Source organism: Sodalis sp. dw_96 (assembly GCF_018449575.1).
In the GTDB taxonomy this organism is placed as follows: domain Bacteria; phylum Pseudomonadota; class Gammaproteobacteria; order Enterobacterales; family Enterobacteriaceae; genus Acerihabitans.
This window is the reverse complement of sequence record NZ_JAAVUT010000004.1, coordinates 63,154-77,430: the sequence shown is the minus strand read 5'-3', so window position 1 is coordinate 77,430 and position 14,277 is coordinate 63,154. Positions and strand designations below refer to the sequence as shown.

Annotated in this window: 14 protein-coding genes; 3 read left to right on the top strand and 11 right to left on the bottom strand. The window is 52.8% G+C overall.

All coding sequences use genetic code 11. From position 1 onward, the window contains the following. Positions 1-174: 174 nt before the first annotated feature. The 5 genes from HB631_RS08035 to HB631_RS08015 form a co-directional block, all read right to left on the bottom strand. A complete protein-coding gene (locus HB631_RS08035; RefSeq protein ID WP_213990633.1) occupies positions 175-2,151 on the bottom strand; it encodes a pentapeptide repeat-containing protein in 1,977 nt (658 codons plus the stop codon). 274 nt (positions 2,152-2,425) lie between these two features. Beyond that, positions 2,426-3,274, bottom strand: a complete 849-nt coding sequence (locus tag HB631_RS08030; RefSeq protein ID WP_213990632.1) for a metal ABC transporter permease — start codon at positions 3,272-3,274, stop codon at positions 2,426-2,428. Continuing rightward, positions 3,274-4,131: a metal ABC transporter permease gene (locus tag HB631_RS08025; protein ID WP_213990631.1), complete on the bottom strand. Its 858-nt coding sequence runs from the start codon at positions 4,129-4,131 to the stop codon at positions 3,274-3,276. Before HB631_RS08025 ends, HB631_RS08030 begins: the two co-directional genes overlap by 1 nt. Beyond that, positions 4,131-4,934, bottom strand: coding sequence for an ATP-binding cassette domain-containing protein (locus tag HB631_RS08020; protein ID WP_213990630.1), 804 nt, complete (start codon positions 4,932-4,934; stop codon positions 4,131-4,133). The genes HB631_RS08025 and HB631_RS08020 overlap by 1 nt, the downstream gene beginning before the upstream one ends. Beyond that, positions 4,931-5,854, bottom strand: a complete 924-nt coding sequence (locus HB631_RS08015) for a metal ABC transporter substrate-binding protein (RefSeq protein ID WP_213990629.1) — start codon at positions 5,852-5,854, stop codon at positions 4,931-4,933. The genes HB631_RS08020 and HB631_RS08015 overlap by 4 nt, the downstream gene beginning before the upstream one ends. Positions 5,855-6,071: 217 nt before the next feature. Here HB631_RS08015 and mntR point away from each other — a divergent pair, with 217 nt between their 5' ends. Beyond that, entirely contained in the window at positions 6,072-6,548 is a 477-nt protein-coding gene (gene mntR, locus HB631_RS08010) for a manganese-binding transcriptional regulator MntR (protein ID WP_213990628.1), read from the top strand. A 159-nt stretch (positions 6,549-6,707) separates the two neighbouring features. Further along, a complete protein-coding gene (locus HB631_RS08005; protein WP_255556870.1) occupies positions 6,708-9,017 on the top strand; it encodes a YgiQ family radical SAM protein in 2,310 nt (769 codons plus the stop codon). A 171-nt stretch (positions 9,018-9,188) separates the two neighbouring features. Here HB631_RS08005 and HB631_RS08000 read toward each other — a convergent pair whose 3' ends face one another. After that, positions 9,189-9,797: an HD domain-containing protein gene (locus HB631_RS08000; RefSeq protein WP_213990627.1), complete on the bottom strand. Its 609-nt coding sequence runs from the start codon at positions 9,795-9,797 to the stop codon at positions 9,189-9,191. A 196-nt stretch (positions 9,798-9,993) separates the two neighbouring features. Here HB631_RS08000 and HB631_RS07995 point away from each other — a divergent pair, with 196 nt between their 5' ends. Next, positions 9,994-10,641 (top strand): hemolysin III family protein, encoded by a 648-nt coding sequence (locus HB631_RS07995; protein ID WP_213990626.1) that lies wholly within the window; start codon positions 9,994-9,996, stop codon positions 10,639-10,641. A 119-nt stretch (positions 10,642-10,760) separates the two neighbouring features. Here HB631_RS07995 and HB631_RS07990 read toward each other — a convergent pair whose 3' ends face one another. From HB631_RS07990 to HB631_RS07970, 5 genes are read right to left on the bottom strand one after another with little or no spacing between them, the layout of a single operon-like run. Beyond that, a complete protein-coding gene (locus tag HB631_RS07990; protein WP_213990625.1) occupies positions 10,761-11,066 on the bottom strand; it encodes a hypothetical protein in 306 nt (101 codons plus the stop codon). Positions 11,067-11,083: 17 nt separating this feature from the next. Beyond that, on the bottom strand, positions 11,084-12,349 hold the full coding sequence (locus tag HB631_RS07985) for a PTS sugar transporter subunit IIC (RefSeq protein ID WP_213990624.1): 1,266 nt from the start codon (positions 12,347-12,349) through the stop codon (positions 11,084-11,086). 53 nt (positions 12,350-12,402) lie between these two features. Continuing rightward, on the bottom strand, positions 12,403-12,702 hold the full coding sequence (locus tag HB631_RS07980) for a PTS sugar transporter subunit IIB (protein WP_132923349.1): 300 nt from the start codon (positions 12,700-12,702) through the stop codon (positions 12,403-12,405). 10 nt (positions 12,703-12,712) lie between these two features. Then, positions 12,713-13,705 carry an ATP-dependent 6-phosphofructokinase gene (locus HB631_RS07975; protein WP_213990623.1) on the bottom strand — a complete coding sequence of 331 codons (993 nt, stop codon included), beginning with the start codon at positions 13,703-13,705 and terminating at the stop codon, positions 12,713-12,715. Positions 13,706-13,716: 11 nt separating this feature from the next. Next, the gene (locus HB631_RS07970) at positions 13,717-14,160 is read right to left on the bottom strand and encodes a PTS sugar transporter subunit IIA (protein ID WP_213990622.1); all 444 of its coding nucleotides are present in this window, start codon (positions 14,158-14,160) and stop codon (positions 13,717-13,719) included. Positions 14,161-14,277: the final 117 nt, after the last annotated feature.

The window sequence follows — 14,277 nt, the reverse complement described above, 5'->3', positions numbered from 1 at the left end:
ACCCGCAGGTTCCTCGAGCAATAACTGCCCCCGCCCATTCCGGTCTGACACCGGTCCGGGCGGGAGACCGTGACTTTAGGTCGCCGATCATGGTGAATCCATTGCGGAAAACATGCATTTCCACGGCAACTTCGTAAGGGCTTACCTATGGAAAAGTAATCTTAGTCAGCAGAATCAGCCCCAAATGGGAGGGCTTAGTGCTGAGATGACGTCATCAAAATTCTCATGTGCATGATATATCATTTCAGTTGAAAGGACCGCGGTACAGGTAAATGCGTCATTTAAACCTAACAGATGGTTTTTCCAGAGGCCGAACTTATTTCCTAACACCTCTGAATCTAGCTCATTTGCCTTATTCATTAACGCATAAGAATAATCCCTCAATACTTGCGGTGATTGTTCTTCCGTACCAAATATCGCGCTAGATGAGTATTTAGCAAATAATGCCGCAAGGCTAACAAAAGTTTGTGCTTTTACTTTATCGCTGGCTGATTCCAATTGGAATACATTCAATAATGCTTCAATATGGGCAGTTTTAAGTATGGTCTCTTTAGGGTTATCATTTTCAGGAGCTATTATGTCTTGGAAGATCTCTTGCAGTCTCAGCTGATCTTTGATCTCAATAAGTTTATTTTCCTGGGATACGGGCTTGCCTGCTATTACAGATTTGAATCGGGATTCATACTCACAAAGATTTAAGGTATCTATTAATTTTTCAAAACTGGACTTATTCAGATCGTATTGATAGCTATGACTGAATATTTTAAACTGTTCATTGAACAACTCACTGTAATTAATGGTTTTTTTAGATTGACATTGATCAGCACAGTAAAAGAAAAAACAATCCCATTTGATCTTGTTTCGTTCTTTACTGAAATGAAGCATGCCTGCAAAGTTCATGTGATCAATTATTATAGCCTTATCTTTGTTTATTAAAATGTAATTGAATATGTTTTTATCTGACCAGTCAGGCTGTTTATTGCCATTACCATATTCAAACTTTTCAGCATAGGTTTTTATCTGATCTAGCTTCACATAATTACTATAAATATCTCGGGATTTTTCTCTTATTTCGACACTGTCGTGATGAACGCAGAGCACCATGAGTTGATTGAAAAATCCATTATTATCCATCATGTAAAAATTTTGTTTGTTACTTTCAGCAGAGTGTGAAATAGTATCTAATAAAAATAATAAAGTGCCGTTGTTAAAGCTTTTAAGCAACAGCTTTTCATTTGCTTTAATGATTTCTTTTTCGAGTAATTTATCACAAAATAGGCTGATTTTTTTATCTTGAATATAAAATTGTTTGGAAAACAGCATATTTATCATCACTGATTTTGGAAATATTGAATCTTCAATGTCTACTTTATTCTCAAATGAATCTAGAATTTGATGAATTAAATTGATTTTAAGACCCGGGTATTTGTCATCAATGGTGTTTATTGTAGATAATACTGTATCGTGATTGTTATCACTATTCAGTAAACAATCTAAGCTCCAATCGTCCCAAACTTCTGGTATGGCTAATTTGATTTCGACATTATCGAGTGCCGCATCAGTAAAATTGGCACTGTTAATCAGCAGTTTGGCATGATTTAGCGTGGCACCCTTGAAATTCGAACCTTCCAAAAAAGCACCGCTAAGATCTACCGCTGTTAAATCTGCCCCGGCGAAATTCTCGGAACAGGGCATACCGTGGGAAGAAGGTAATTCATTCGCGTCTGTGAAATCAAGCTGTCTCAAATCGCGGTTTGTGAAATCGATGCCGCTTAAGTTCGCAATTTTTAAATAAAAGGTTTTTGCAAATTCATCTATTTCGCCTTCACTCAGAGTGTTGTCATGGTTTGAGCGGGCGGGGAGATCGTTTTGCGTTATCTCGGGAAAGTCCGAAGGATTGTTTATCTGTGAGTGGCCAGCCAAATGAGTAAGTTTTATCAAAAGATTATTATACTTATTGATTTTAGCCTCGTTTATTTCTGCGCGTCCGTGCGCGCCGGTTAAACTGAGGTCCAATGCCGTCCTTTTGGCATGCAGCAAACATCTGGCTAAATGTATATTATAGGGCGATGGGTTATTTTGAACAAGATCAACAGCTGATGTGCAACTATTAAATAAATGCGCTTTTATAGAGGAGAGTACAACATTCATGATTTATTCCTATATGAAATAAATCATTTTATAATCATTTTATATTATATATTTTAAAAAACGCTCAATTCCCCCCGCGCCTTGATAAAGCCACGTTTGAATATGGATTTTGCATAATGTCAACCAATCAGGGCCGGGGGGTGTTACCCGGATGCGATTAATCAGTTAATGCGGATGGAACCTAATGAACCTGACGAGTGCGTCAGGACGTTTTCGGCAGCGAAGCGTAACCCGGAAATAGGTTTCGTCATGACGGCAGGGCGCGTTCAGGCGGTTAGGCCGTCTGTGTGGGATTGCGCCGGGCGATGCGATGGACTTGCGCCGCCACGAATAGCAATGCCTGAACGATCACGATGCAGGGACCGGTGGCGGCGTCGATATAAAAGCTTATCAGCGTGCCGGTGACACAGGAGAATATCGAGACCAGCACCGCCGCCAGCAGCATCCCGTCGAACCGGCGGGCGAGTAGAGAGGCGGTGATGCCGGGTGCAATCAGCATGGCAATTACCAGTATCACCCCCACCGCCTGCAGGGCGGCGACGATGGTCAGAGCCAGCAGGCATAACAGGCCGTAATGCAGCGTCTTCACCGGCAGGCCCAGCACCCGCGCCTGGGCCGGGTCAAAACAATAGAGCATCAGGTCCCGGCGCTTAACCAGGATGACCAGGGAAACCGCGCCGGCTATCAGCAGCACTTGCCGCAGCTCCGCGAGTGTAATGCCCAGCACGTTGCCGAACAAGATATGGCTAAGGTGCTGGTCGCTATCGATGTGCGAAAACAGCACCAGCCCGAGGGCAAACATGCCCGATAAGACAATCCCCATTACCGTGTCCTCCTTTACCCGGCAGTGGTCTTTGATATAACCGGTGGCCAGGGCGCAAATCATTCCCGATCCAAAGGCGCCGATAACGATCGGCAGCCCGGCGCTATAGGCCAGGATAATGCCGGGCAGCACCCCATGGGAGATGGCGTCCCCCATCAGCGACCATCCCTTGAGCACCAGGAAGCACGACAATATGGCGCACACCACGCCGGTGGCGATGGCGGCGAACATCGCCCGCTGCATAAACGGGAAACCCAACGGTTCGGTGATATATGTCAGCACATACTCAAGCCAGGCCATTATAAGGTGCTCCGGCGTTTATTAGTGCGCAACCAGGCGGCCAGCAGCCCGTGTTTCGGGGCAAATAAAAACGCCAGCAGGAAAACCAGGGTTTGCAGGGTGACAATCACCCCGCCGGTGGCGCCGTTAAGGAAATAGCTCAGCCAAGCGCCGCAGGCGCTGGTCAGGGTACCGGTGACCACGGCGATTGCGATAAGGCGCGGGAATTGGTCGGTCAGCAGGTACGCCGTGGCGCCTGGGGTGATCACCATGGCTATCACCAGGATGGCGCCGACCGTTTGCAGCGCGGCCACGGTGCAGGCGCTCAGCAGCGTGAAAAAAATTATTTTCAGACGCAGCGGCGACAGGCCGATGGAGACGGCATGGCTTTCGTCAAAAAAGACCGCCAGCAAATCTTTCCAGATCACGCAAAGCACGATAAAAGACACGCCGCTGATAATCTGCACCTGCAGGACATCCGCGTCGGCTATCCCGAGGATATTGCCGAAGATAATCGACTGCACGTTGACCGCGGTGGGGTTAAGGGAAACGATCAGCAGCCCGACGGCGAAAAACGTGGTAAAGACAAAACCGATAATGGCGTCCTCGCGCAGCCGGGTATAGTGGCGCACCAGCGTCATCGTCAGCGCCGCCAGCATGCCGGTCATGAACGCGCCGGCGGCGATGGGCAAACCCAGCGCATAGGCGCCCGCCACGCCGGGCACTACCGAGTGTGATAACGCATCCCCCATTAGAGACCAGCCCTTGAGCATCAGGTAAGCCGACAGAAAAGCGCAGACCGCGCCTACCATGCCGCTGACCCAAATGGCCTTGAGCATATAGTCGTACTGGAACGGTTGCAGCATTAGCGCCATCATCACGATATCCGCTTTTCGGCGTCGACCGTGCGCAAGGGCGCCGTCTGCGCCGCCGCGACATCCGGCTGGCGCAGCCTGCCGCCGAACACCCGATCCAGGTTTTCCTGGGTAAAGGTTGTGGCGGTCGGGCCGGCCGCCAATACGGTGCGGTTAATCATCACCACCCGATCGCAAAATCCCGGCACGCCGGCCAGGTTATGCGTCGAGACCATGATGAGATGGTCTTCGGCGCGCAGCGATTGCAAAAGCTCGATAATGGCGTTCTCGGTTTGCACATCGACGCCGGTGAAAGGCTCGTCCAATAGCATCACCTTGCCCTGTTGCGCCAGTGCCCGGGCCAGGAAAACCCGCTTGCGCTGCCCGCCGGAAAGCTCGCCGATTTGACGGTGGCGCAACTCCCACAACCCGACGCGGTCCAGCGCCTGCTCCACCCAATGTTTGTCACGCGCCGAGGGAATACGCAAAAAAGACATGCTGCCGTAGCGTCCCATCATTACCACGTCCCTTACCAGCACCGGGAAATTCCAGTCCACCTCTTCCGCCTGGGGTACATAGGCGATAAGGTTTTTCCGTAACGCCTCGGCCACCGGCAGATTATCCAGGGTGACCGTGCCGGCGGCGGGCCGCACCATGCCCAAAATGCTTTTGAACAGGGTGGATTTCCCGCTGCCGTTCATGCCGACCAAGGCGCAAAGCGTGCCGCCCCGCAGGTGAAAACTGGCGTTGCTAAGGGCTGTATGACCGTTGCCATAGGTTACGGTAACCCTGTCCATCCGCAGCTCGGGCCGATAGGGCCGGGTCATAGCCCGAATCCTCTGGCGATGGTGTCCGTGGTTTGGTAAAGCAGGCTGAGATAGTCGGGTACCGGCCCGTCGGCTGTGGAAAGAGAATCCACATACAGCACGCCGCCGTAGCGCGCGCCGGTCTCTTTACTGACCTGGCGGGCCGGTTTATCCGACACGGTGCTCTCGCTGAAGACCACCGGGATACGATGCTCGCGCACCTGGTGAATGACATGCCTGACCTGCCGGGGCGTACCCTGTTCTTCCGCGTTGATGGGCCACAGATAAAGCTCGCTCAGGGCGTAATCCCGCGCCAGGTAGCTGAAGGCGCCTTCGCTTGTGACCAGCCAGCGAAGGCCTGCGGGAATCTTATCCAGCCGGGCCCGCAGCGGCGCGTCGAGGGCGGCGATCTTGGCCGCATATTCCCGGGCGTTGCGGTTGTAGGTATCGGCACGGGCCGGGTCGTATTGAACCAGCGCTTTACGGATATTCTCCACGTAGATTAAGGCATTGCTTGCGGACATCCAGGCATGGGGATTGGGATTGCCGTTATAGGGACCGGCGCGAATCGGCAACGGCTCGATGCCTTCGCTGACCACCGCGGACGGGACGTCATGGACATTGTCATAAAAACGCTTGAACCAGCGCTCAAGGTTCAGACCGTTCCATAACACCAGATCAGCCGATTGGCTTTTGACGATATCCCGCGGCGTCGGCTGATAATCATGGATTTCCGCTCCGGGTTTGGTAATGGATTCCACCTGCGCCGCATCCCCGGCGACATTTTGCGCCATATCCTGCAGCACCGTGAAAGTGGTGACCACCCTGAATTTTTTTTCGCCATGGGCGGCGCCGACGGCGAAAAGCAGCAGGCAGCCGAGGAAAAACCGCCATGGGGCGGCTGGAAGCGGTATTCGGCACGTCAACGGATTTGTCAGCATAGAGGCGATTGGCGGTAAAATAATTAACAGGTAATGAAATTACGCTCATTTATAGCATAGGCTATACTGTATAGCAAAGGCGATTCTACTCGTTTCAACGTACGGACCGCCGCTGCCGGGTTGTTTATCATTCGCCGGCGGTTACAATGCTATGCTTGCCGTTGTAACCACGAGCTGACGGATAATCCCGGCAGATTAGCAACCATGAGGAAATACCATGAACCGCCCGGAGAAAGAGGCGCTCTCCGTTCCCGCCGGCCAGTTGGTTAATGCGCGGGAACATGCCCAGGGTTTTTTGCAGGTCAGGCAGGCCCACCGGTCGGAACTTATGGACGATTACATCGAGCTGATTGCCGACCTTATCCAGGAGCAGGGGGAAGTGCGTCAGGTGGAATTGGCCGCCCGCCTGGGCGTGGCGCAACCGACGGTGGCCAAAATGCTGAAAAAATTGTCCGCCGCCGGTTTGATCCGACAATTACCCTACCGGGGCGTGTTCCTCACCGCTGAAGGGGAGGTGATGGCGGCAAAAAGCCGTAAACGGCACCAGATTGTGGAGTCATTCCTGCTGGCGCTGGGTATCAGCGCTGAAACCGCGCGCCGGGACGCCGAGGGCCTGGAGCATTATGTCAGCGAGGAGACCCTGGTGGTATTCCAGCGTTTTACCGATCAAGCCCATAACAGCAACGGCCGGTGAGGCGGTACAGCTCTCTGCGTTAACACCGAGAGCTGCATTTCTTGGCCGATGGCCGCCGCAGGCGAATAATTAAGCGATAATCCGAAATTTCCATACTGCTTTTGCGCCGGGCCACGTATAATCCCCTCCCGGCGAAATAACCCCTTCAAGAGTGCATGTATGGTTTCCACCAGTTTGATCCAACCCGAACGCGACCTGTTTTCTTATCCGCTGTATTGGGCGGAATGCTACGGCACCGCGCCGTTTTTGCCCATGTCGCGTGAAGAAATGGACCAACTGGGCTGGGATAGCTGCGATGTGATTATCGTCACCGGCGATGCCTATGTGGATCATCCGAGCTTCGGCATGGCCATCGTCGGCCGCATGCTTGAATCCCAAGGGTTTCGTGTCGGCATCATTGCCCAGCCGGACTGGACCGCGAAGCAGGACTTTATGCGCTTGGGCAAACCCAACCTGTTTTTCGGCGTGACCGCCGGCAACATGGATTCCATGATTAACCGCTATACGGCGGATCGCAAACTGCGCCATGACGACGCCTATACGCCGGGCAATGTCGGCGGCAAGCGACCGGATCGCGCTACGCTTGTGTATAGCCAGCGCTGCAAGGAGGCCTATAGCGATGTGCCGGTGGTGCTGGGGGGGATAGAGGCCAGTCTGCGCCGTATCGCCCATTACGATTACTGGTCCGACACCGTGCGCCGTTCGGTCCTGGTGGACGCAAAAGCCGATATGCTGATCTATGGCAATGGCGAACGGCCCCTGGTGGAACTGGCGCACCGGCTGGCGGCGGGGGAACCCATCGGCGAGATTCAGGATGTGCGCAATACCGCGGTGATGCGCAAAGGCCCGTTGCCGGGCTGGAGCGGCGTGGATTCCACCCGGCTCGATACCCCCGGGCGCATCGAGCCGATTCTCAATCCTTACGGCGACGACCTGCCGTGCGCCGAGGGCGAGGTGCCGAAATCCCGTGCTAAACCCGTTACCGTACGGGCCGCCAAACCCAAGCCGTGGGAAAAAACCTACGTACTGCTGCCTTCTTTTGACAAGGTTAAGGGCGATAAAGTCATGTACGCCCACGCCTCGCGCATTCTTCATCATGAAACCAATCCCGGCTGCGCACGGGCGCTGATGCAGCAGCACGGCGACAGATATGTCTGGATCAACCCGCCGGCCATCCCCCTGAGCACGCCGGAAATGGACAGCGTTTTTGCCCTGCCGTTTCAACGCCTGCCGCACCCGTCGTACGGTAAGCAGGTGATCCCGGCATACGAAATGATCTATACCTCGGTCAACATCATGCGCGGCTGCTTTGGCGGCTGTGCGTTTTGTTCCATCACCGAGCACGAAGGCCGCATTATCCAGAGCCGTTCGGAAGAGTCCATCATTCGTGAAATCGAAGAGATACGCGACAAAGTACCGGGTTTTACCGGCATTATCTCCGATCTCGGCGGCCCCACCGCCAATATGTACATGCTGCGCTGCACCTCGCCGCGCGCTGAACAAACTTGTCGCCGGGCGTCCTGTGTCTATCCGGAGATCTGTACCCATATGGATACCGATCACGCTCCCACCATCAAGCTCTATCGCCGCGCCCGCGCCTTACCGGGCATCAAGAAGATCCTTATCGCCTCCGGCGTCCGTTACGATCTGGCGGTGGAAGATCCGGCTTATATCAAAGAGCTGGCGATGCATCATGTGGGGGGGTATCTGAAGATTGCGCCGGAGCACACCGAACCGGAACCGCTGTCCAAAATGATGAAGCCGGGCATGGGCAGCTATAGACGCTTTAAAGAACTGTTTGATCTTTATTCCAATCAGGCGGGTAAAAAGCAGTATTTGATCCCCTATTTTATTGCCGCCCATCCCGGCACCCGTGACGAGGATATGGTCAACCTGGCGTTATGGCTTAAGAAAAATCGCTACCGCCTCGATCAGGTGCAGAATTTCTATCCTTCGCCGCTCTCCAGCTCCACCACCATGTATTACAGCGGCAAAAACCCGTTGGGGAAGGTGGACTATGACAGCGAAGACGTGGTGATACCCAAGGGGGATCGCCAACGCCGGCTGCATAAGGCCCTGCTGCGCTATCACGATCCGGCCAATTTCCCCCTGATTCGCGCCGCGCTGGAGCAGATGGGCAGGCAAGATCTGATTGGCGGCCGCCGCGAATGCCTGGTGCCGGCCCCCGGCATCGAAGAACAGCGGGAGCTGCGCCGCACCCGGCGCTACACCCGGCCGGCGATGACTAAACATACTGGAGCCGTGCCGCAACCGGCGATGGCCAAACATAGCGGCTCTGTCCCGCACTCGGCGATGACCAAACATAGCGGCTCTGTCCAGCAACCGGCGATGACCAAACATAGCGGTTCTGTCCCGCAACCGGCGATGGTTAAACATAGCGGCGCGGTCTCGCGGCCGGCGCAGGCGGTGAAACCGGCCCCTAAACCAGTGCGCAGCCGTAAGCCCTGAGTTTCGGCGCCTACAGAGCGGGTAAAAAAGTTTTCGGCGGCATGACGCTTTGCTGGAGATTTCCATCAGAGACCATCACCCCAGACTCATTCTGCGGGTGGCCATACTGGCTGTCTTAGCCGGTTGTTGGTCACGTAAATCCTATTACCCGCTCAAACTAGCGGTGCAAGCTTATTTCAGCCAGCCGTTTTGCTGAGCCTGGTTGAGATGGTGTCTCAAATGCTCCCAGAGTTCGGGATAGACATCGCCGATAAAGGCATTGCGGGTTAACACCTGCTCCAGCCGGATACCGTTTTCCACCCAGCTTTGCCCTTGATTATGCAGGTTCATCAGAACCGGCATCAGCCGATCGAGCAGCAGGGCAAACTGTGCGTCCGCCGTTTCGCCCGCTTCATATTCCAGCCACAGCTGGTGAAAATGTTGACGCTGCGGTTCCGGTAACAGGCCGAACAGCCTGATCGCCGCCGCTTCTTCCAGGGCGTGCACCGCATGACGGCCCGCCAGATCGTACACCAGCACGTCGCCGGCATCGATTTCAACGATATCGTGCACCAGCGCCATTTGCGTCACCCGGTTGATATCCACCTTGTCGCCGGCGTAGGGCGCCAGGGCCATGGCCGCCACGGCGAAATGCCAGCTGTGCTCGGCGGTATTCTCCTGTCGCTGCGTGCCCAACACCTTGGTACGCCGTTGAATGCTTTTAAGTTTATCTATTTCCATTAAAAAGGCGACGACGTCGGTCAATTCTCCGAACGCCAATGCCGGTAATTCCTGCAACATGCTTACCCCAACAGCCAGACAGTGAAGCGCATCATTGTAGGGCAAAAAGGGTTTAAATTCGAATGCGGCGATAAATGGCTATCGGTTGATGGCGGACATATTTTGTTTAGCTTACGCGTGTACACTGGAATTATTCTCAGTTAAGCTTGTCCATGTACCACATGTTTTAGCAAAAGACGTACGAGGAAGTGTAAGAATGGCTAATAGATTATTAGCTCAAGGCTATACGCTGGCGGAAGAGATTGCCAACAGCGTCAGCCACGGTGTCGGTTTGATATTCGGTATTGTCGGGCTGGTTCTGTTGCTGGTGCAGGCCGGGGATGTTGGCGCAGACGTGACCGCCATGACCAGTTACAGCCTCTACGGCGGCAGCATGATCCTGCTGTTTCTGGCCTCCACCCTCTATCATGCCATCCCCCATCCGCCCGCCAAGCGATGGTTGAAAAAATTGGACCACTGCGCCATTTATCTGCTGATTGCCGGCACCTATACGCCTTTTTTGCTGGTGGGACTGGCCTCGCCGTTGGCGAAAGGGCTAATGGTTGTCATCTGGGGCATGGCGTTATTGGGGGTGATTTTCAAACTGGCGTTTGCCCATCGTTTTGAAGTGGTCTCGCTGATTACCTATCTCACCATGGGCTGGCTGTCGCTGGTGGTGATTTATCAACTGGCGCAGCGTTTGCCGGTGGGGGGCCTGACGCTGCTGGCGGTGGGCGGGCTCATCTATACGGTGGGGGTGATTTTTTACGCCTGCAACCGTATCCCGTTCAACCATGCCATCTGGCACGGTTTTGTGCTGGGCGGAAGCCTGTGCCATTTTTTGGCCATCTATTTTTATATCTGACCGGCGGCGAGAACTTAGGCCGGGTGGCGCTCTCCACTTTTAAATTTAATCGGCGGCTAAACGAAGGCCGCGTGGGCCTGCCCGCTTGCGGAGGAAGGGCTACCGCGGCCGGAATGACATTAGTAGCCGTAACGGATGGCGTCCTTGCTTTTTTGCATCAGCGCGTCAATTTTTTGGGCATAAGCCTCAATCCCCTGACCGTCGCCGGAGCGGGCGCTTTCACGTTGTTTTTGATTGTAGGCTTTCATCAGTTGAGCCTGCGCAAAGCCGGGTTTGCCGTAACACTCCATGCTTTTTTCCCAGCAGGCAATGGCGCTGTCGATATTATTTTGCTCGGAAAAGCGTTTGCCCAATTCGTTAAGCGCCTTCGCGCAGTCCTGGGGCGGCAGCCCCTGAGCCAGAATTTCCTCTATTGCGGTGTCCATAGGATCTCCCTTATCGATTAATGAAAGAAGTTGAGTATATGTCCGAATATCAGACCGACGCTGATGACATCCGAATCGCTGAAGGTGACATTGGCAAAGCCATACTGACCGAGCAGCGGCAACAGCAGCGCCGGCAGCAGGGTTATCAATAACCCGTGGAAGATGCCGCCGATAATCGCCCCCCGCCGTCCGCCCACCGCATTACTGAATATTCCGGCGGTGCCGCCGGCAAAGAAGTTGGTCAGCATACCCGGCAGGATCATCGCCAATCCGACCCAGGGGAAAAGGAACATGCCGATCACCGAACCGATGGTGGTGGAGATAAAACCGATGATCACCGCATTAGGCGCATAGGGGAACAGCACCGGGCAATCCAGGGCGGGTACGGCATTCGGCACAATACGCATGGCGATGCCGCGAAACGCCGGCACGATCTCCGCCAGCAATAAACGCACCCCGGATAGCAGTACATAGACGCCGACGACAAACTGTATCGCCTGCAAAAACGAGAACACCAGATAGTTGACGCCTTTCGAGTAAGCGGCAACGATATCGGGGCCGGCGGCGATGGACGGGATAAGATAGATGGGTATCATCACCACCATCATCGATAAATACGTGTCCTGTAGAAATGACAGTGATTGGGGAAGTTCGAGATCTTCCGTACTTTTGCTGACGTCACCGGTCAATTTCGCCACCCCGGCCTGGATGATATATCCCACGGTACAAAAATGGCCGAGTGCTATATCATCGGAGCCGGTTATCTTTCGGACAATGGGCTGTGCCAGGGCGGGCATGCATACTGCCATCAGTCCTGCAATGACGCCACCGATAATTATCAATTCCGCTCCCCGCAGTCCACCCATATAGCCGATGACGGAGCATACCGTTGCCATCCACAGCGAGGCCTGTCCGGTAAGAAAAATATATTTGAAACGGGTAAAGCGGGCGATAAGAATATTGACGCAAAATGCCAATACCATGATTAATGCGGTCTCCCGCCCGAGGGTTTGTTGCGCGATGCCGGCAATAGAACCTACGTCGGTCACCACGCCGCGCATATTGAAACCTTTTTGGAAGACTTCACCCAAAAAGTTAAGCGCATTAACAATGATATTAGCGCCAGCCAGCAGAACTAAAAAACCTAACAGCGTTTTTAAGGTTCCGGTTATTACTTGGCCCGGACTTTTCTTTTGAGCAATAAGCCCAATCATGGCAATTAGCGCGATTAATATCGATGCCTGTCCCAGCACATCATTGACGATAAAATGAAGGAAAGCCATATAAAGCCCCTGTATGGGTTAGCGGTAAGCTTATTAATGTTAAAAAATATTTATTATGCCAAATAGCCCAGGTTTTGCAGGATAGGCGTTAGCTTTGTTTTTATTTCGGTCTTGTCCACCAGTCTTTTCAGATAAACAATGGTGGCATTAACCGTATAATGTTGAAACTGGGAACGGAAGTTTTCGCCGGTAACAATAATATCAACCCGCATGGATGTGGCGCTTGAAATATCACAATGGGATAAATCCGCTTCCACGCCAAGATCTTTTAACGCCGATTCTATACTCATTTCACAGGCGAAACTGCTGCCCAGACCGGCCCCGCATACTGCCAAAATGGATAACTTTTTCATTGAATATTCCTTAATTGATCATATGTAGATGTCGTGCCGCAGAGACTAAATAGGGATCAAGTTGACGTTTCCCACTCAATGCCTTGCTCAGCTCGCAGCTAACGGCCTGTCCGTTCAGAATGCCTATCAACATTCCGTGCCCGCCGTCAAGGATGACGTCTGCTGCTTTTTGGCCCAGGGATATCGCCAATAAACGATCTTTCACCGAAGGTGAAGGGGCTCGCTGGCAAAATCCCAAAACCGTATGCCGGGTTTTAAATCCTATATTTTCTTCAATGATCTTGCCGATTTTTATCGACACGCCCTGTGATCCCGCCAGATGGGCATTTGCCATCGGGTAACCTTCGGCGCAGACCACCAGAGCATAACCTTGGGGCCGCGCAAGGCACTGCCTGATCCAGTGGCAAAGACTGCCCATATCCTGGGAAAATTCAGGCAGTAATACCGCGTGCGCTCCCCCGGCCAGCGCGCTGCCGAGGGCGATATGACCGGCATCGGCGCCAAAGACTTCCAGCATAAACACCCGTCCCTCCATGTTCCGGGCGGTATTGTGCAGCTGATCCAGCGCCTGGGTCGCCACCGTCAGGGCGCTGTCAAAACCGATGGTGAATTCAGTGCCGGCAATATCATTATCAATGGACATGGGCAACACCACCGTAGGCATACCCTCCCTGTCCAGCAATAACGCCGCCTGCGATGATCCCCCGCCGCCAAAGACCAGCAAGGTTTCCACGTCCAGAGACCGCAGGCGGCTTCGGATGGCATGGCGTCCCTCCGGGGTCCAGGGCGCCCGGCCGCGTGCGCTGCGCAGCAGGTTTTTGCCGGAAGACAGCGATGAACCCATCTCCGCCATTGATAATGCAAAAGGAGATTGTTCAATAATACCGTCATAACCGCCGTGAAAAGCTAAAATCTCTAATTCCTCCCGCTGAGCAATTTGTGCTATGGCTGAATTAATGCCCACCGCATCGCCGCCGCTGGCGATAATGGCTATTCTCTTCATTTTTCCACTTATCAGAATTGACCGATTATATCCAGCACCTGCTGTTTATCGACCGCTAATTTAAGATTTTTTACCGCATTCTCGTCGCAAAAAAATTGTGATAGACTCGCAATCATTTCAATATGTGAATTGCTGTCCACGGCTGAGAGTCCAAAAATAATAAATACCGGATCATTGTCTTCGCTGCCGAAGTTCACTCCTCCTTTAACTATCACCAAGGATAAGGCGGTTTTAATTACTCCCTCCTCAGGCCTCGCATGGGGCATGGCTATTCCTTCGCCCAATACATAATAAGGTCCAACTTGTTCATGCATGGCATAGATAGCCTGCAGATATCTGTTTTCCACCGCCTCTTGCGTTATTAATGACTGCACAGCCAATTCCACCGCGCTTTGCCAGTTTTTTACCTGGTCAACCAAGGTGATATTAGCGTCATTAATCCAGTCCGTTAACATAGGAAACCTCATTTGGATATAAAATGTTTTTATAAGTATAGTTTCTGAAAATAAATAAAACTGTGATCCATCCATACCTATTTGATATTAACTAAAAGTATTGATGACGCTATATAA

What these genes read in the sequence shown, in the direction of transcription:
- HB631_RS07975 (WP_213990623.1), bottom strand. Translation starts at nt 13,705, where the DNA reads ATGAAGAGAATAGCCATTATCGCCAGCGGCGGCGATGCGGTGGGCATT.
- HB631_RS08015 (WP_213990629.1), bottom strand. Translation starts at nt 5,854, where the DNA reads ATGCTGACAAATCCGTTGACGTGCCGAATACCGCTTCCAGCCGCCCCA.
- HB631_RS07995 (WP_213990626.1), top strand. Translation starts at nt 9,994, where the DNA reads ATGGCTAATAGATTATTAGCTCAAGGCTATACGCTGGCGGAAGAGATT.
- HB631_RS08000 (WP_213990627.1), bottom strand. Translation starts at nt 9,797, where the DNA reads ATGTTGCAGGAATTACCGGCATTGGCGTTCGGAGAATTGACCGACGTC.
- HB631_RS07970 (WP_213990622.1), bottom strand. Translation starts at nt 14,160, where the DNA reads ATGTTAACGGACTGGATTAATGACGCTAATATCACCTTGGTTGACCAG.
- HB631_RS08025 (WP_213990631.1), bottom strand. Translation starts at nt 4,131, where the DNA reads ATGATGGCGCTAATGCTGCAACCGTTCCAGTACGACTATATGCTCAAG.
- HB631_RS07980 (WP_132923349.1), bottom strand. Translation starts at nt 12,702, where the DNA reads ATGAAAAAGTTATCCATTTTGGCAGTATGCGGGGCCGGTCTGGGCAGC.
- HB631_RS07985 (WP_213990624.1), bottom strand. Translation starts at nt 12,349, where the DNA reads ATGGCTTTCCTTCATTTTATCGTCAATGATGTGCTGGGACAGGCATCG.
- HB631_RS07990 (WP_213990625.1), bottom strand. Translation starts at nt 11,066, where the DNA reads ATGGACACCGCAATAGAGGAAATTCTGGCTCAGGGGCTGCCGCCCCAG.
- HB631_RS08035 (WP_213990633.1), bottom strand. Translation starts at nt 2,151, where the DNA reads ATGAATGTTGTACTCTCCTCTATAAAAGCGCATTTATTTAATAGTTGC.
- mntR (WP_213990628.1), top strand. Translation starts at nt 6,072, where the DNA reads ATGAACCGCCCGGAGAAAGAGGCGCTCTCCGTTCCCGCCGGCCAGTTG.
- HB631_RS08005 (WP_255556870.1), top strand. Translation starts at nt 6,708, where the DNA reads ATGGTTTCCACCAGTTTGATCCAACCCGAACGCGACCTGTTTTCTTAT.
- HB631_RS08030 (WP_213990632.1), bottom strand. Translation starts at nt 3,274, where the DNA reads ATGGCCTGGCTTGAGTATGTGCTGACATATATCACCGAACCGTTGGGT.
- HB631_RS08020 (WP_213990630.1), bottom strand. Translation starts at nt 4,934, where the DNA reads ATGACCCGGCCCTATCGGCCCGAGCTGCGGATGGACAGGGTTACCGTA.